At 38.0% G+C, this 17,477-nt stretch carries 15 protein-coding genes; 5 read left to right on the forward strand and 10 right to left on the reverse strand.

Annotated elements, in window-relative coordinates:
* Positions 1-315: 315 nt before the first annotated feature.
* The 8 genes from KPC_RS09145 to KPC_RS09185 form a co-directional block, all read right to left on the reverse strand.
* Entirely contained in the window at positions 316-2,334 is a 2,019-nt protein-coding gene (locus KPC_RS09145; protein ID WP_121974084.1) for an esterase/lipase family protein, read from the reverse strand.
* A 149-nt stretch (positions 2,335-2,483) separates the two neighbouring features.
* A complete protein-coding gene (locus tag KPC_RS09150) occupies positions 2,484-3,404 on the reverse strand; it encodes an ABUW_2363 family tetratricopeptide repeat lipoprotein (RefSeq protein ID WP_121974071.1) in 921 nt (306 codons plus the stop codon).
* 298 nt (positions 3,405-3,702) lie between these two features.
* Complete coding sequence (gene cysE, locus KPC_RS09160) at positions 3,703-4,518, reverse strand: serine O-acetyltransferase (protein ID WP_121974073.1); 816 nt, start codon at positions 4,516-4,518, stop codon at positions 3,703-3,705.
* Positions 4,518-5,351, reverse strand: a complete 834-nt coding sequence (locus KPC_RS09165; protein ID WP_121974074.1) for an RNA methyltransferase — start codon at positions 5,349-5,351, stop codon at positions 4,518-4,520. Before KPC_RS09165 ends, cysE begins: the two co-directional genes overlap by 1 nt.
* Positions 5,352-5,367: 16 nt before the next feature.
* A complete protein-coding gene (dnaE, locus tag KPC_RS09170; RefSeq protein WP_121974075.1) occupies positions 5,368-8,952 on the reverse strand; it encodes a DNA polymerase III subunit alpha in 3,585 nt (1,194 codons plus the stop codon).
* 223 nt (positions 8,953-9,175) lie between these two features.
* The gene (locus KPC_RS09175; RefSeq protein WP_121974076.1) at positions 9,176-9,652 is read right to left on the reverse strand and encodes a DoxX family protein; all 477 of its coding nucleotides are present in this window, start codon (positions 9,650-9,652) and stop codon (positions 9,176-9,178) included.
* Between the two features lie 139 nt (positions 9,653-9,791).
* Positions 9,792-10,850, reverse strand: a complete 1,059-nt coding sequence (locus tag KPC_RS09180; RefSeq protein WP_121974077.1) for an asparaginase — start codon at positions 10,848-10,850, stop codon at positions 9,792-9,794.
* 295 nt (positions 10,851-11,145) lie between these two features.
* The gene (locus KPC_RS09185) at positions 11,146-12,381 is read right to left on the reverse strand and encodes a pyridoxal phosphate-dependent aminotransferase (RefSeq protein WP_121974078.1); all 1,236 of its coding nucleotides are present in this window, start codon (positions 12,379-12,381) and stop codon (positions 11,146-11,148) included.
* Between the two features lie 154 nt (positions 12,382-12,535).
* Here KPC_RS09185 and msrB point away from each other — a divergent pair, with 154 nt between their 5' ends.
* The 3 genes from msrB to KPC_RS09200 are packed head-to-tail and all read left to right on the forward strand — an operon-like array spanning position 12,536 to position 14,306.
* Positions 12,536-12,955: a peptide-methionine (R)-S-oxide reductase MsrB gene (msrB, locus tag KPC_RS09190; RefSeq protein ID WP_121974079.1), complete on the forward strand. Its 420-nt coding sequence runs from the start codon at positions 12,536-12,538 to the stop codon at positions 12,953-12,955.
* Positions 12,952-13,434, forward strand: coding sequence for a glutathione peroxidase (locus tag KPC_RS09195; protein WP_121974080.1), 483 nt, complete (start codon positions 12,952-12,954; stop codon positions 13,432-13,434). Before msrB ends, KPC_RS09195 begins: the two co-directional genes overlap by 4 nt.
* A 23-nt stretch (positions 13,435-13,457) precedes the next feature.
* Positions 13,458-14,306 (forward strand): AraC family transcriptional regulator, encoded by an 849-nt coding sequence (locus tag KPC_RS09200; RefSeq protein WP_121974081.1) that lies wholly within the window; start codon positions 13,458-13,460, stop codon positions 14,304-14,306.
* Positions 14,307-14,314: 8 nt separating this feature from the next.
* Here the strand turns inward: KPC_RS09200 and KPC_RS20755 are convergent, their stop codons facing one another.
* Both KPC_RS20755 and KPC_RS20760 read right to left on the reverse strand, forming a co-directional pair.
* Positions 14,315-14,608 (reverse strand): GNAT family N-acetyltransferase, encoded by a 294-nt coding sequence (locus KPC_RS20755; RefSeq protein ID WP_228212205.1) that lies wholly within the window; start codon positions 14,606-14,608, stop codon positions 14,315-14,317.
* The gene (locus KPC_RS20760; RefSeq protein WP_228212199.1) at positions 14,605-14,811 is read right to left on the reverse strand and encodes a GNAT family N-acetyltransferase; all 207 of its coding nucleotides are present in this window, start codon (positions 14,809-14,811) and stop codon (positions 14,605-14,607) included. The genes KPC_RS20755 and KPC_RS20760 overlap by 4 nt, the downstream gene beginning before the upstream one ends.
* A gap of 155 nt (positions 14,812-14,966) precedes the next feature.
* Here KPC_RS20760 and KPC_RS09210 point away from each other — a divergent pair, with 155 nt between their 5' ends.
* Positions 14,967-15,584: a LysE family translocator gene (locus tag KPC_RS09210; RefSeq protein ID WP_121974082.1), complete on the forward strand. Its 618-nt coding sequence runs from the start codon at positions 14,967-14,969 to the stop codon at positions 15,582-15,584.
* A 201-nt stretch (positions 15,585-15,785) separates the two neighbouring features.
* Positions 15,786-17,219 carry an NAD-dependent succinate-semialdehyde dehydrogenase gene (locus KPC_RS09215; protein WP_121974083.1) on the forward strand — a complete coding sequence of 478 codons (1,434 nt, stop codon included), beginning with the start codon at positions 15,786-15,788 and terminating at the stop codon, positions 17,217-17,219.
* Positions 17,220-17,477 lie beyond the last annotated feature (258 nt).

The following is a 17,477-nucleotide window of genomic DNA, read 5'->3' on the forward strand; positions in this document are numbered from 1 at the left end:
ATCTTAACACAAGTCATTGTTTTTATTGTTATTAATTTTATTATGTTAGTGCAAATAACTTTTGTTAATTTTATAATTTTTAATTATTTTTAAAATAATTTTAAGTTTGGATATTATAAAAATAATGAAAAATATACAAATGTTTTTTATTTTGAGTTGTGTAAATCGTTGGAAAGTTTGCTCGCTTATTATACTAAAATTTATTTTAAAAAAATATTGATTAGTTTTTCTAATGAAATGTTGTATTTTTATATAGATGTTTTTAGTATAAAAAAGCCTTCTTTAATTGAAGGCTTTTTATGACAATGAAGAGAATCAAGGTGTAGTCTGATTGGTTTTATATAAACCTAAATCAAGTAAGTGTAATCTGAGAATCCTGCGTAATTCCAAAACAGCTTCGGGTGTTTCCTGGATTGAATGACCACCATGAATGATTTTCTCAGATAAAGCTCCATCAAGATGGGCACTACGATATGGAACGATACCATCAGACATCACATCAGGGTCTGTGCTGTCAGTTTTATTTCCCATAATCGAGTGGAAAATGACTCCTTTATATGGCTCAATATTCTCAGTTAACTGGGTAAATTTAGAGTTATGGCTGAGGTCACTTGGTCCATTTTGAATTAGGTCATGTCCAATTTGGTTGATAAAGTGCTTAACATTAATATCTTTATCTTCAACAGAATCACCAATCGCACCAAGAAATGCGCCAGGAAGCTTGATAATTTTTCGTGCAAGACGAGTGAACCAAAGATCAGCATAATCTGTTCCGCGATGAGGTGCTGAGATAAAGATTGCACGGGAAAAATTCGGAACCGGTTTAATCACAAGGCGTTGTTCAAATGCACTGTTCGATTTGAGTTTGTCAATTTTTCGGGCATTTAATAATTTCATTGCTGGAGTTACCAGATCGGCATCACTTACCAATAATCTGGCAATAATTCCTCCCATACTATGCCCAATGAGAACAGAGTCTTTGGCAGCAGTAGATTGATTGCCAATCATTGCAAAAGTTTGTTGAATGATTGCATAGATTTGATAGCGACTTTCCAGAATTGGCATGTTGGTTGAATAAAAGACCTGCCAGACTTGATAATGCTCTCTTAAAACAGGATCTCCCATCATATCATTGGTCAGACGAATCCATGCTTCTGGACTACTTGCAAGCCCATGTACCAATACGATCACTTTTTTATTAGGGTTATATGGTTCAAGCATATACAAATGAGGCATGGTTAAGCGCTGATCACGATCAATTAAGCTTAAAAGTGCCGCAATACCCAAATTATTTTGCGCAAGCCAGAGACCATATGGGGCAGAAAAGTTTGCTGCTAAAGGATATGATTTGTTAGCAAGAGTAATGTTGTCATAACGGTAAGGGTCAAAAATTTTTAGTTTAAAGTCATGCCCATGTAAAATCTGCTCAATACTGTCGGACTGTTGCGGTTCTGCCGCAATAGTTACAGATAGGTAGCGTGCTGGGTGGATGTTAGGATTGATTCCTGTTTTATAATGATGATTGAGCGGATCAATAATATATTTATTTTCTGCTTCGTCTTTTTGTTTGGGAAGTACTGCAACAAATTCGGATCCGAAACCATCACGTCTGTTGATCGATCGAAGTCCTGAAAAGTTCAGATTGTAGCTAGACATCAAACTTTCAAGTTCGATACCTTCGAGTTGAGGATAATGGGTTAAGTCAATTTTATAGTTACTTTGACCAATTCTGATGTTACTTTTCATTTTTTTATCAGGGTATCTGACACTGTAAGTTGATACCATTTTTGCCAGTGCCTGATTGTAAAAGTCCCTGATTTGAACCTGTCGATTGTCGAAAATACGGTCTTGAGGTTTCCGTTTGGTGGTAAATAAATAAGCATAACTATAACGAATACTTTTATCGAGCATTGACATCTGTTCATCTAAGCATTTGTTATAACTTTGCGCTTTAATTTGTCTTTTGTCTTCCGATTCAAATTTGGATAGTCGGCTAATAGCGCAGCTTGAAGATTTACCCAGTGCAGTCGCTTTTGCCAGATATAGTTCACTGGCAGTTGAATAAAGCTGTTCATCCTGAATCTGGGTGATTTTGGTGAGTTCTTTTATACAGCTGTCTGGCTGATTTGAGCATATTTCTGCCTGACTGCCTGTCATTGAAAGGACATTCAGACTGGCTTCACTGAGTTTGTCACGTGTAAGAATATTGGCACGTTCATTGGTAATGGTGACATCAATTGCTTGTTGTTTAACACTAACGACTTGACAGCCGCTAAGAAAAACGCTGGCAAATGCCATTACGGTGAGTATTTTACTGGTTTTTATACACTGCATATCTGCCATCAAATATGAATTGAAATTTTAAAAGATCATACGATATTTGTTGGTTATTTCAATGAGATTTCATAAAAATAGACTGTACGAGACAGTCTATTTTTTTATAAAAAGTGAGATTTTGATCTCAGATTTCGTTGGAGGTTTTATTACTTTTTAGATTGCGCTGGATTTTTCAGAATTTGCCAGACATTGTAACGCCCCTGAGTCTGAATTTCATCAATCAGACGGTCTGCGACTTGGGCTTCTTCTGGATATTTAACTTTGTAGTTTTTCAAAGTCTGAATCGCAGCTTTTTTCTGTTCCATACCCAAGTAGTTATTTACAGATGATAGATATGCTTCCTGAACATTTAACTTCATTGCTTTATCTAGATATGGCAATGCTTCTTTTTGACCACCACCCTCAGATAAAGAGAAACCAAACCATAAATTTGCTTCTGGATCATCTTGGTTGATTTTTAAAATACGTTGCGCATATTTTAATGATTTAGTCGTATAAGACGAACCTAAATCAAGGTTACGGCCAAGGATACTCGCTTTAAATGCACGAATAAGGATATCAAATGAGGCATTGTTAGCTTCAGCCAATTTATCGAGTTCAGTAGAAACCTGTTTGAGTTTACTCTCATAACCACGTCGTTCCTGACGGTCAGTAAACTGTGGCGGGTAATGGCGTGCTTTGCCTTCTACCAGTTGTAAGAAGTCATCGATAGCTGTGATATCAATTTCATCTTTACCCGCCAGTACAGCATATTTCATTGCACGCTGATTGCTATTTACAGTTGGAACAATAAGTTTATTGGTATCTAGCGTTAGTTGTTTTGCCGGATTATTCGGGTCGGTCACAACCATTTTGGTAAGTGGGGCAGCAGCAGCCTTTTTCAATTCGATTTCGAATGGCGGTGGAGCATCATAACTAAATGGATTTAAAGCATAAAACGGAGCAGAAACATCTGGTTCGGTATATACAATAGGGTCTGTAGATTTATTTTGCTTTAATGGTTGAGTACTACATGCGGTCAAAAAAGAAGCCGCAATCAATGCATATGCCAAAGGCTTAATCGTCATATGAAGATTCATCCGTTGTTAATTAAATTAAACTGTTTTGAAATAAAGAAGCTTATCGGTCAGTCTAAAAAAAGAAAAACGAACATGCAACTTGAAAAACATGGAATTATTAAAATTAATACATTAGAAGCTGTTGACATTGCAAAGTATTTACATCTGTCACTAAGTTTGAGATGCTCATAAGGCATTGCTTGCTCATTTTAGTCGAAACAATGCCTATTTTTTTAAGACAGGAGGGAGAGGAACAAAATCTCAATTCCTCTCCATTTTTCTGAACATTTAGCGGAGCTAAGAGATACTATGCTTTTGATTGCTGGCTTTGAGCTTCACATTCTCTTCGAACTTCTTCAATAATTTTAAGTTCTTCCTCACTATAAGGTTCAGCATCTTGCTGTTTATTATAGGTTGGATCAAGTAATGAAAGCTGATGGCATAGATCATTAATCCGTTTTTCATTGTGCTGGATTCGGTCAAGTAATACACGCATTCCTTCAAGCATTGGATCAGATTGATCTTGGGTTGCTGCATAGGGCTGAAAACCAATACTTTCAGCATAGCTGCGGCGTCGTTGTTCATGCTCGTTTTCAGTTGATTTATCTTTATTTTTGAAGATGAAGCGAGCAGGGTTCCCGACAGCAGTGACTCCCTCAGGAACTTCTTTAGTGACTACCGCATTTGAACCTACTTTGGCATTTTTACCAACAATAAATGGTCCTAAAATTTTTGCACCAGCTCCAACAACCACACCGTCTTCAAGAGTCGGGTGACGTTTCCCTTTATTCCATGTTGTACCACCGAGTGTCACACCATGATAGAGTGTGACATCATCACCAATTTCTGCAGTTTCCCCGATGACTACCCCCATACCGTGATCGATAAAAAAACGTTTCCCGATTTTTGCACCAGGGTGTATTTCGATACCTGTAGCAAAACGGCTAAAAGAGGAAAGAATACGCGCTGAAGTTTTACAGTCTTTTTTCCACAACTCATGTGCCATACGATGCATGATCAAGGCATGTATGCCTGGATATGTCGTTAAAACTTCAAATGTATTACGTGCGGCAGGATCACGCGCGAATACAGCCTGTACATCTTCTTTGAGCTGTTTAAGCATTAGTTCCGATCCTCATTTTCTGACTTTTTCCATGTACCATTATTTAATGCTTGTACGCGACTGAATATGCCACGAAGTAAATGATATTCCATACGATCTAATTGTATACGTCCAAATAAACGACGCAAGCGTAAAGGAAGTAATCTTGGATTTTTTGGATCTAAAAATTCGATTTCTGAGAGCATCTTCTCAATATGAGGGTAAAATTGTTCCATTTGTTCATGGGTAACCAGTGGCTCATCCCAGTGCATATCATCTTGTTCTGTGACATGCATCACCGCTTGGTGATCGGTTTCTTTATCCACATATTCTAAAGTTGCCATGCGCATTTCATAGCAAATGACCTGGATGGCTTGGGCAACATTCAAAACACCGTAATCACTATTGACTGGGATAGTCACATGGTAATTGGCAAGGGCCAGTTCCTCATTAGTCAGACCACGATCTTCACGACCAAAAATAATGGCTACTTCTTGCTGGTGCTGCATCACCGCTTGCATGGATTTCTGAGCGGCAGGACGTGCATCCAAAAGGGGCCAGGGAATGGTTCTGCTTCGGGCACTTGTTCCAAAAACCAGATGACAGTCTTTGATTGCCTCTTCAAGGGTTTCTACAATTTCAATTTGTTCAATAAGGTCGACAGCACCTGCTGCAAGTGCATTAATATCTGGATGTGGATAGGTTTTTGGAGCAACCAGTACCAATTTTGACAGACCCATTGTTTTCATTGCACGTAATGCACTGCCAATATTTGCAGGCAGGGTAGTATTGACCATCACAATACGCACATGACTTAAATGCTGTGAAACCACAACATTATCTATGATATCCATAGTATTTCCAGAAAATTTAAGAGTATTGGCTAACTTCAGCTTGACCTGATTCAGCTAATAGCTGATCCATTGCTTCATCCATGCTCATATTACTTGGGGGAGGGGCAAGTGATTGGGCAGGTTGTTCTTTATGGTCAATGACTTTCGCGGCTTTTGATTTGACGTGGTATTCGATATGAATGCATTCCTTACCGAAATAATCACGTAATTTTGCAAGAAGTTCATCCGTAGGCGCAACTTTCCATTGTTGACCTAGATGTAACTCTGCAGTTGCATAGTCATAATCCAGTTTAAATTGCATTGGGATATGCTGACTCATATCAACATTACAAAAAGGTAAAATTATCTTTTGAATATCTGATGCGAGTGTTTTACTGATGACTTCTGGTTTGAGCTCGATATTAATGTTATTTGCCCGTTTTTGACGAATTTCATTTAATGTGAAAGCTTTGGTTAATCGACCAGAGGGACGATCAAAACCTTCACGTTCATAAATTTCACCTTCGATTACAACAACTTTTTCATTCTGAATAATATCTTTAAAACGCTGGAAACGCTCATGGTTGGAAGACACTTCGATACGTGCCGTGCCATCATCCAGGGTCACCATCATACGGTTAGGAAAATTGGCAACATCGACAACCAAACCTGCAAAGACAGTCGTAGTGCCACGACGCGTTGGTGTCAGTTCATTGATTTTATGAGGAATAAAAGCTTTTAATTCGGAACGATATACATCAATTGGATGACCTGTCAAGTATAAGCCTAGGGTATCTTTTTCACCTTTCAGACGAACCTCATCTGACCACGGTTTTAATGGCTTGGCTGGTTTGCGCTGTACTTCTTCCACTTCACCGAACAGATCCATAATACCTGTTTCACGGTTAGAGCGGGCTTGCTCAGCTGCCTGAACTGCTTCAGGAAGCTGAGCCATGATGGTAGAACGCTCCATTCCAAGACAGTCCAGAGCACCAGCACGAATTAATGCTTCAAGGGTTCTTTTATTGATTTTTTTCAGATCAATGCGATGGCAGAAGTCAAATAAGTCCTTGTATGGTCCGTCCTGTTCACGAGAGTCGATGACGGACTGCATTGCCTGTTCACCAACACCTTTAATCGCACCTAATCCATAAATAATCGTTTTCTCGTCTGATGCATGGAATTGGTAGAAAGACATATTGATGGATGGTGGTAAAACTTCAATATGATTGGTACGGCAATCATCAATTAGAAATACAACATTATCAGTATTCTGCATTTCCGAAGACATCACTGCTGCCAAAAACTCAGAAGGGTAATGTGCTTTTAACCATGCAGTCTGATAAGCGACCAATGCATATGCAGCGGCATGTGATTTGTTAAACCCATATCCTGCAAATTTTTCCATGTAGTCAAAGATATGATTGGCAGTTGCTTCATCAATATCTTTTTTAGCTGCACCTTCAATAAAGATTTGACGGTGTTTGACCATCTCCTCAACTTTCTTTTTACCCATGGCACGGCGCAGTAAGTCCGCACCACCAAGCGTATAACCTGCACAGAACTGTGCAGCCTGCATAACCTGTTCCTGATATACCATGATTCCGTAGGTGGGTTCGAGTACACCTTCGAGAAGTGGATGCAGGTATTCAAACTCACCACCATGCATACGATGGATAAAGTCTGGAATAAGATCCATCGGACCAGGACGATATAACGATACGAAAGCAATAATTTCTTCAAATTTACTTGGGCGTGCTTCTTTCAGCATCTTTTTCATGCCCACGGATTCAAACTGGAATACCGCTGTAGTATTGGCATTTGCAAAAATAGAATAGGCGTCGGCATCATCCAATGGAATATTTGAAATATTTAATGGTGTTTCAGACTGGATGCGTTTATTGATATTTTTTACAGCATCCTCAATAACCGTTAAGTTACGCAGACCCAAAAAGTCGAATTTAACCAGACCAGCAGCTTCGACGTCATCCTTATCGAATTGGGCAACGCGGTTTGTACCATCTGCATCACATAAAACAGCGGAATAATCAGTGATTTTAGTCGGTGCAATAACAACACCACCCGCATGTTTACCCGTGTTACGGGTAATGCCTTCAAGTTTAAGTGCCATTTCCCAGATTTCAGAAGCATCATCATAATCAGGATTGGATGGATTGGTGACAATGTCTTTGAGTTGTGGTTCTGCTTCTAGAGACTCTTCAAGACTTAAACCTAAAGGTTTGGTTGGAATCATTTTTGAAATACGATCTGCCAAACCATATGATTTACCAAGCACACGTGCCACGTCACGGATAGCACCTTTCGCTGCCATGGTACCAAAAGTCGCAATCTGTGAAACAGCATCACGGCCATAGTGGCGTGCAACATAGTCAATAACACGGTCACGACCTGCGATACAGAAGTCTACGTCAAAGTCGGGCATGGATACACGTTCTGGATTCAAGAAACGTTCAAAGAGTAGATCGTATCTTAAAGGATCCAGATCGGTAATTTTTAAACTGAATGCGACTAGAGAACCTGCACCTGAACCACGTCCTGGTCCTACAGGGACACCATTGTTTTTAGACCACTGGATAAAGTCCATGACGATGAGAAAGTATCCCGGAAATCCCATCTTATTGATGATGCCGAGTTCATAAGCTAGCCGTTCATCGTATGGCTTGCGGATTTCTGCCCAATCTTCGCCGCGTTTTTCGACAGGATAGAGCACATCTAGACGTTCCTCCAGCCCTACTTGTGATAAGTGCTCAAAGTAGGTGTCAATAGTATGGCCTTCTGGAATAGGATAGTCTGGTAAATCATGGAATCCTAGGCGAAGTGATACGTTACAACGCTTAGCAATTTGGATTGTATTTTCGAGTGCACTTGGAATGTCTGAAAATAATGCATGCATTTCCTCAGTGGTCTTGAAATACTGTTCAGGACTATAATTTTTTGGGCGGCGATCATCCGCAAGAACATAACCATCAGCGATGCAGACACGGGCTTCATGTGCTTCAAAGTCTTCAGGTCTGATAAAATGCACATCATTATGTGCAACTACACCAATATTGTATTTTTTTGCAAGTTTGACGGCTTCTTGAATGAAGTTTTCTTCATTTGGGCGATTGGTACGAGTCAATGCAAGATAAACGCGGTTTCCAAATTTTTCGATCCATTCATCAAGTAAGGGTTCAGCTTTTTCAGGATAAGCCGAGCACAACATTTCACCGACATCGCTATGTAGACCAAGCAATACAATAATGTCTTGAGATTGTTCAAGTATCCATTCTTTCCTGATACATGGGATATCAAGTTGCTGACCTTCGATATAACCACGTGAAACAATTTCAGTCAGTCCACGCCAACCCTTGTTGGTCATGGCAAGCAGGGTAGCCTTATGGGTTGCGTCGTTTAGACGAATCGTGCTACCAAAGATAGGTTTTATACCTTTATCTAGAGATTTTTTATAGAACTTGACCGCAGCATGTAGGTTGGAAAGGTCTGTAATTGCCATTGCTGGCATGTTATCACTGGCAGCTGCTTTTACGAGATCAGGTACACGTACGATCGACTCTGTAATCGAAAATTCTGTATGGATACCAAGATGAACAAACTGCATAAACCAACCCTTCCTAAGACTGCGGAATATTTTAACATGGAGTAGACATGGTCTTTGATTATTATTTGTCTAAACTCTATTAAAAACTAAACAAATGGCAAGTGGCTACAAGTGTCAATCGTTTGATCCATAAATCACAAGCATAAAGTACAAGGGCGGTTTTCAACAATGCTATATATTTTGATTTTATTCAATTAGATGTGATCCATACCTAATCAGCTTTTCAATCATTAGGTTTTTTGTATTTGCCTGGAATGTAGTGATCAATCGAAAAATAATCAGTTTTATGAGTAATAATCACCATGAGCAATAATAGATATAAAAAATCATGTATATAAAAGAACCAGCTTAACCATGTGATCATGTTTATTGAGGGAGGAATACTATGGATACCTACTGTGATCAATGCTACAAGGCAAATCATGCATAAAATAAGGCTACTGATTTTTGTAAATAAACCTAAAATTAAAAAAAAACCTGCAATAAATTCTAGACCAGATATAAATATTGCCATGAATTCAGGAAACGGGATACCAGCTGTCACGATAGTTTCAAACATGATTTTCTGGTTGGCTTCAATAAACAGTTTATTAAAGCCAGTGCTGGAAAAAAATAGCCCAAGTGAAAGGCGAATCATAATGAGTATGAGATGAGTTGATTTTTCAAAATTTAACGGGAGATGAAAGAGAAACTTATACATGACGCTCGAATACATTAATTTTTTTGTAGTGTATAGCGTGGATGATTAAGGTGAGATTAAGATTGAGCTATTCTTATAAATTAAAAAATAGGCTCAATTATTGAGCCTATTTTTACACAGCATGTTCATTATCTAAATATTAATATTCCCAGAAGATACGTTGAATTTCTTTGGCATCTTTAGTTTTAGTTAAAGCCAGTGCCGCTAGAATACGAGCTTTTTGTGGATTCAAGTCATGAGCAACAACCCAGCCATATTTATCGTCTGGTTGTTCTGCATTACGGAGAACAAATCCTTGTGGCACACGTGATGAGCGAACAACCTGAATGCCTTGTTGCTGCAGCTGGTTGAGCGTTGGAACAATATAATTTGGCACTGAGCCGTTACCTGTACCTGCATTAACGATGGCTTTTACTCCTGCTTTTTGTAGTGCCAGATATGAGTCTGGCAACATGTTGTCAGAACCATAGACAATTTGTACCAGTGGTAAAGCATCACCTTTAATATTTTCAATATTAAATTCAGAGTTGTTATTATGGCGTTTGACTGAATTTCTAAACCAGTAGGTTTTTCCTTCAACTAAAGTTCCTAAAGCACCCCATTGGCTTTGAAAAGCATTGGTATGGATATTAATTGTTTTGGAAACATCACGAGCTGCAAAAATACTATCGTTCATGAGTACAAAAACGCCTTTCCCTTTGGCATCATTTGATGCAGCCAATGCTACTGCACTATACAGATTCAATGGACCATCGGCAGAGAGCGCAGAAGGTGGACGCATGGATCCGACTACAACAATTGGTTTATCGGTATGTACAACAAGATTCAAGAAAAACGCAGTTTCTTCAAGTGTATCTGTTCCATGGGTAATGACTACACCATTGACATCAGGTTTTTTAACTAATTCATTAATCTTACGGGCAATTTGAATAAGTTCTTTATCAGTGATACTTTCTGATGCAATTTGTAATGCCTGTACCCCTGAAACATTTGCAAGGTTCTGGATTTGTGGAACGGCATTTAATAAATCATCTACAGGAACTTTTGCTGCTGTATACGTTGCGCTGTTGGTAGAGCTTGCACCTGCACCAGCAATGGTACCGCCAGTTGCAACGACTACAACATTATTTTTAGCAAATGCTGAAATTGGGATGATCAAACTTAATGCAAGAGTGAGAGATGTTAGTGATTTCTTCATTTCATATCCTTATATGAATTTCTTTATTTTGTTAGCATTTTATATGCCACGTTAAACTTAATATAAAATACGGGTCTTTGCCCATACCAAAATGAAAATGGTTATTTATATAAAATAAATATAATTGATGTTGTGCATAGTTTGATCGTTAATTTATTCAATAGGCACTAATGACTGAAAGCAAAAAACGATATTAAGCAAAGTTATTCTAATAGATAGTCTGTTTTTTCGTCATTTAAAATGGAAAAGGTACTTAAATATTTTTAAGTACCTTTTAAATAAAACTACGAGTAAATTAACGCATTTTTGCCAAGAAACGACTTAAACGGTTTAATGCTTCACGCAGTTCATTTTCTGCTGGAAGGAATACAACACGGAAATGGTCAGGTGTAGGCCAGTTAAACCCAGTTCCTTGAACTAAAAGGACTTTTTCAGCACGAAGCAGATCGAGCATAAACTTTTCATCATCCTGAACAGGATAGACCTCTGGGTCAAGTTTAGGGAAACAGTACATTGCACCTTCTGGTTTAACGCAAGACACCCCTGGAATGTCATTGAGCATTTCCCAAGCGATATTGCGCTGTTCATATAAACGGCCACCAGGGCGAATCAGATCATTGATAGACTGATAGCCGCCAAGTGCTGTCTGGATTGCATATTGCGCTTGATGATTTGCACATAAACGCATGGAAGCGAGCATATCCAGGCCTTCAATGTAGTCTTCTGCACGTGATTTATCACCTGTAATAGCCATCCAGCCAGAACGATAACCAGCGATACGATAGGCTTTAGATAAACCATTAAACGAAATACATAATTGATCACCAGCCAAAGCTGCTAATGCAACATGTTCAATGCCATCATAAACAATCTTGTCATAAATTTCGTCTGCAAAAAGAATCAGGTCATATTTTTTTGCTAAAGCGACGATTTGTTCTAAAACGTGACGAGGGTAAACTGCACCAGTCGGGTTATTGGGATTGATCACCACGATACCGCGAGTATTTGGTGTGATCTTGCTTTCCATATCCGCAATATCTGGATACCAGTGATTTTGGTCATCACATTTATAGTGAATAGCTGTGCCACCAGACAAGTTGACTGCTGCTGTCCATAAGGGATAGTCAGGCATTGGTACCAACATCTCATCGCCATCGTCCAGTAAACCTTGCATGGCCATGACAATAAGCTCAGAAACACCATTTCCGATATATACATCTTTAACATGTAAATCCAGAATGCCTTTTTGTTGATAATACTGGCAGATTGCTTTACGTGCAGGGAAGATACCTTTTGAATCGGTATAACCAATTGCATTTGGTAAATTTAAAGCAACATCATTAATAATTTCCTGAGGTGCTTCAAAACCAAATGGGGCGGGGTTACCAATATTGAGCTTGATGATCTTATGACCGGCTTCTTCCATTTCATTGGCCGCTCGTAACACAGGTCCACGAATGTCGTAGCAAACATGCTCGAGCTTTGACGATTTTTTGATTTCGCGTGGTGTTGTGTTACCTAAAACGGACATAATCTTATCCAATCATATAAGTGTGAACAAAATATAGATTACTGAAATATCACAATCTATGTGTAAATTTAGCTAGAAATTTTTCAATCTGTAGCGTAAATATGGAAGTACAGAAGCATGACATTGAATGTAAAAGATTTAAAGGAGTTTAATCATGGGAAAACTCAATAAAACAGACCGAGAATGGCAAAGAGAGTTATCACCTGAAGAGTTTAAAATAACTCGACAAAAGGGGACGGAACCAGCTTTTACTGGGAAATATTGGAATACAAAACAACAAGGTAGCTATGTTTGTCGATGTTGTGGTACGGAGCTTTTTACATCAGAAACCAAATATGATAGTGGTTGTGGTTGGCCAAGTTTTTATAAGCCTGTCAACGCATCAGTCATAGAGGAACACGAAGATTTATCACATGGTATGGTCAGAACGGAAATTGTCTGTCATCATTGCGATGCGCATTTAGGACATGTTTTTGAGGATGGACCTCAACCAACAGGACTTCGGTATTGCGTAAATTCAGCATCATTAGAATTAAAAACACAAGAAAAAAGTGACGAGGAAACATATCCATGACCAACATTTATCAATTTGAAGCAGAATTGTTAGATGGAGAAAATAAAGCATTTACTGATTATGAAGGTAAAGTTTTATTGATTGTAAATACTGCAAGTAAGTGTGGGTTTACCCCACAATATGCAGGTTTAGAAAAACTCTATGAGAAGTACAAGGATCAGGGACTCGTGGTTTTGGGTTTTCCGTGTAACCAGTTTGGTGGGCAAGAACCTGGAACAGAGGAACAGATTGGTGCATTTTGCCAGAAAAACTACGGGGTAACATTCCCGATGTTTGCTAAAATTGATGTCAAAGGTCCTGAGGCACATGCAATATTCCGCTATTTGACTAATAATAGTAAAGGAATGCTTGGAAATGGAATCAAGTGGAATTTTACCAAGTTTCTCATTAACAGGCAGGGACTGGTTGTCAACCGCTACGCACCGACAACAAAACCTGAGTCTTTGGAAGAGGATATTGAAAAAGCTTTGGCTGAATAAATACTTATTTTAATTGTATTGCTATGAATAATGAGACAAATGTTGAGTTTTGGAGTCACCCAGACATGCCTTATGTTGAAACACGTAGGGCATGTCATAGTCGAATCTGTTATAAACCGCATAGTCATCCCACATTATCTATAGGTGCCGTTGATATAGGGCAAAGCTGTTTTAGTAGCGTATTTGCGACTGAGCAACAAATAGAATCTGGTAGTCTGGTTGTTATTCCAGCCCATATTGAGCATTCGTGTAATCCATTGCCTGATCGGCAATGGAGTTACCAAATGATGCATCTGGATGCACATTGGGTAGCAAAACTCTTTGATGAGCTTTCACTCTCTTTTGATGAAAGGTTACAAGAGTCTTTTACTCCACATTTAAAACCAAAGGTTATAAAGAATCACAAAATTTATCAATCATTTACACAATTAAATGACGATCTGTTCTCTAATGAGCTGACTGTGTTTGAAAAAGAACATCGTTTGATTGAGATGTTATCATTCATTTTATTACCAAATATACAGTGGGATGAGCTTCATCTGTCACCTTATCTTCAATCTTATTTATATGATCTGGTTGAATACTTGAATGCTTCTGAAGCGTTTATTTCTTTAGAGACACTTTCTGAAAAAGTAGGAATTAGCCGATATGCAATTATTCGCTTATTTAAAAATAATTTTGGTTTGACACCACATGCCTATCAATTAAATCAGAAAATTAATCTGGCTAGAGAGCGTTTGAAATCAGGTCAGCAAATTTTACATGTTGCCTATGATCTCGGATTTAGTGATCAAAGTCATTTTCATCGGGTATTTAAATCATTTACAGGTGTAACACCGAAGCAATATCAGCAACGAATTGTTCATACATAACTAGATTTTTAAAGAAGCTGTTTTTTATAAAAAATTACATCCATGTCTAGATATTGTTCTTTGGAGATTTCTTCGAATCCTGGTTTATTTAAGAGAGAATGTGCTTTTTTATTTTCAGTTTCTGAAAAAGCAAAAGCATGTTTTAATCTTGGTTTTTTGATCTCATCTAAAGCGATAGATGAGGCTTCATAGGCATAGCCCTGTTTTTGTTTTTCCTTACAAATACGAAAACCTAATTCGATTTCTGGATTTCCTTTATATTCAAATTTTTCAAATCCACAATAACCAATAACTTGATTTATATCTTTTCAATAATAAGCATTTTCCCAAAGCCATAATTTTTATAATGCAATTTAATTTCACTAAAGCGTATTAAAGCTTTTGCATATGTTAAAGCGCCATAAGGTGAAAATTTCATAAATTCATGATCTTGAAATAAATCTAGAATAGGTGCCAAGTATTCTTCTGTAAAAGGTTTTAATGCTAGGCGATTATTTTTAAACATTTATTTCTTTCGTATTTATAATGATTCAAAATGGTTATATCTGCGTTAGAAGGTATCCATGTAGAATTTGTTATCTTGTGATAATTCTCGCAATTTTATACAAGAGATCTTATTTTTGACAGCTTAAGCTTTCTCAAATTTTTTTGAGAATGATGATGGAATTATTTTTTGCTGTTGCGCTTACTCACTTTTTGGCTTTGCTTTCACCGGGTCCAGATTTTTTTCTAATTTTAAGTACATTGCTGAGACAGGGAACTAGATCAGCACGTTGGGTATGTTTAGGTATCGCTTCAGGGAATGCACTGATTTTAGCATTCGTCTATATTTCTTTTTTTACCTTAGGAAAAATAAATCAGGAACTGCTCAACTATCTACGTTATTTCGGGGCTATATATTTATTCTATCTCTGCGGTTTATGTTTTTATCATGCCAAACATACGAATATGGAAGTCGTCAGTGTCACTCAGGATCAAATGAGCAGTGTGTCTTCTTATAAAGGGTATTTGTCGGGGTTACAATCAAGTATTTTAAATCCGAAAAATATTTTATTTTATAGTAGCTTGGTGATATTGATATCCGCACAGTTCAGTTTGATAGAAAAACTTTTAAGCAGTTTGTGGATGGTTTCTGTCGTGCTGTGTTGGAACTTGTTTTTAATACATATTTTAAGTCAAAAAAAAATGTTGCAATGGATGCAGAAAAAATCCAGATCAATTTCTTATTTGTCAGGACTGAGTTTTCTTTTATTTGCTTTTTTACTTTTATTTTTTTGATATGAATAGCCCTTAATGGGTTCTTTGATTATAGAGGGTTTCTAAATCCGAGCTAAAGTCTTGGTCATTATCCTTAAACTTACTGCAGGATTCTTATTTCTGGTTTTAAATTGTAAGCTGAAATATGATGTCATTCGGTGAAATCTTATTTTGTGATAAAACCAGATAATAAAGAATAGATATAAGGCAATGGAGTAAGCTATGTATCCAAATACGCAATTATTGATCAATAACCAATGGAAAGATGCACAGTCTAAACAAACGATAGCAGTATTAAATCCCGCTAATGGACAAGAAATTGGTCATGTTGCTAAAGCCAGTATAGCTGATTTAGATGAAGCCTTATTGGCTGCCCAAAGTGGTTACAAACTATGGAGTAAATGGTCTGCTTATAAGCGGGCAGGTATCATGCGTAAGGCAGCCACGATTTTGCGTGAAAGAGCAGATTTGATTGCTGAGATCATGACACAAGAGCAAGGTAAACCTTTGGTTCAGGCAAGAGGCGAGACTCTTGCAGCAGTAGATGTTATTGAATGGTTTGCCGGCGAAGCGCAGCGTGTATATGGTCAAATAGTGCCTGCGCGTCAAACGAATGTTATTAATCAGGTATTCAAAGTACCTGTTGGTCCAGTAGCAGCTTTTACGCCGTGGAACTTCCCAATTAATCAGGTTGTACGAAAGTTGTCAGCAGCAATAGCAGCTGGTTGTTCAATTATTGTTAAAGGTCCTGAGGATACTCCTGCTTCTACAGCAGAGTTATTTAAAGCGTTTATTGATGCAGGAATTCCAGATGGGGTGATTAATCTGGTGTTTGGTGAGCCTGCCGAAATTTCTGAATACCTCATTCCTCATCCGATTATTCGTAAAATTTCTTTTACAGGATCAACAGCTGTTGGTAAAAAACTGGCTTCGCTGGCTGGCCTACATATGAAAAAATGTACAATGGAGCTTGGTGGTCATGCTCCAGTTTTGATATTTAACGATGCAGACCTAGATAAAGCAGTGGAACAATTGGCTGCGGCAAAATTTAGAAACTCAGGACAGGTATGTATTGCTCCAACACGGTTTTTGATCGAAAAAAATGTATTTGATAGTTTTGTCGAAAAATTTAAGCAAGCTGCAGCAAAGATAAAAATAGGTAATGGCCTGGATGCTGATGTCGATATGGGACCAATGATTCATCAACGAGCCTGGAATAATGTACAAAAACTGACTGAGGATGCTCTCAATAAAGGTGCGAATCTGGTTTATCAAGCAGATGTATCCAATTTGGAGAAAGGCTACTTCGTTGGAGCAACTATTTTAAGTCAGGTTCCTTTAGATGCACGTTGCATGAATGAAGAACCTTTTGGTCCACTGGCAATTTGTCAGCCATTTGAACGCTATGAAGATGCAGTTTCGGAAGCGAACCGATTAGCTTATGGTCTGGCAGCTTATGCATATACAACCAGTCAACATACTGCAACTGCTTTAGGTCAGGATATTGAAACGGGGATGCTGGCAATTAACCACTTAGGTTTGGCTCTCCCTGAAGTTCCTTTTGGTGGTGTCAAAGATTCAGGTTATGGTACAGAAGGGGGAAGTGAGGCAATACAGGCATATCTGGATACACGATTTGTTACTGTTGCGACTTGAGTTGTCGGTAAATGACTTTAGATAAGACGTGTATTCGAACCTGTCAAAAGTCTTCCTGTTTTTTATAATATCAGATTGATTCTATAGATCAGCAATTTTTCAAATGTTATTGAATTGAATGCAAAATGCTGGCCATTGGACTGTCAATGTCCATGTTATAAGTGTCTGAAATTATATTCTCGAAAACTAAAATAGCTCTGCTGCAATCAGTGTAGCAGAGCTATTTTTATTCATAAAAATTAACTATAAGTTCTTAAA

Origin of the sequence: Acinetobacter stercoris (assembly GCF_900323515.1) — a bacterium.
Classification (GTDB): domain Bacteria; phylum Pseudomonadota; class Gammaproteobacteria; order Pseudomonadales; family Moraxellaceae; genus Acinetobacter; species Acinetobacter stercoris.

Coding starts and splice junctions, on each gene's coding strand:
- KPC_RS09180 (WP_121974077.1), bottom strand. CDS start 10,850: ATGAAGAAATCACTAACATCTCTCACTCTTGCATTAAGTTTGATCATC.
- KPC_RS09145 (WP_121974084.1), bottom strand. CDS start 2,334: ATGCAGTGTATAAAAACCAGTAAAATACTCACCGTAATGGCATTTGCC.
- msrB (WP_121974079.1), top strand. CDS start 12,536: ATGGGAAAACTCAATAAAACAGACCGAGAATGGCAAAGAGAGTTATCA.
- KPC_RS09185 (WP_121974078.1), bottom strand. CDS start 12,381: ATGTCCGTTTTAGGTAACACAACACCACGCGAAATCAAAAAATCGTCA.
- KPC_RS09165 (WP_121974074.1), bottom strand. CDS start 5,351: ATGGATATCATAGATAATGTTGTGGTTTCACAGCATTTAAGTCATGTG.
- KPC_RS09210 (WP_121974082.1), top strand. CDS start 14,967: ATGGAATTATTTTTTGCTGTTGCGCTTACTCACTTTTTGGCTTTGCTT.
- KPC_RS09215 (WP_121974083.1), top strand. CDS start 15,786: ATGTATCCAAATACGCAATTATTGATCAATAACCAATGGAAAGATGCA.
- dnaE (WP_121974075.1), bottom strand. CDS start 8,952: ATGCAGTTTGTTCATCTTGGTATCCATACAGAATTTTCGATTACAGAG.
- KPC_RS09150 (WP_121974071.1), bottom strand. CDS start 3,404: ATGACGATTAAGCCTTTGGCATATGCATTGATTGCGGCTTCTTTTTTG.
- KPC_RS09195 (WP_121974080.1), top strand. CDS start 12,952: ATGACCAACATTTATCAATTTGAAGCAGAATTGTTAGATGGAGAAAAT.
- cysE (WP_121974073.1), bottom strand. CDS start 4,518: ATGCTTAAACAGCTCAAAGAAGATGTACAGGCTGTATTCGCGCGTGAT.
- KPC_RS09175 (WP_121974076.1), bottom strand. CDS start 9,652: ATGTATAAGTTTCTCTTTCATCTCCCGTTAAATTTTGAAAAATCAACT.
- KPC_RS09200 (WP_121974081.1), top strand. CDS start 13,458: ATGAATAATGAGACAAATGTTGAGTTTTGGAGTCACCCAGACATGCCT.
- KPC_RS20760 (WP_228212199.1), bottom strand. CDS start 14,811: ATGTTTAAAAATAATCGCCTAGCATTAAAACCTTTTACAGAAGAATAC.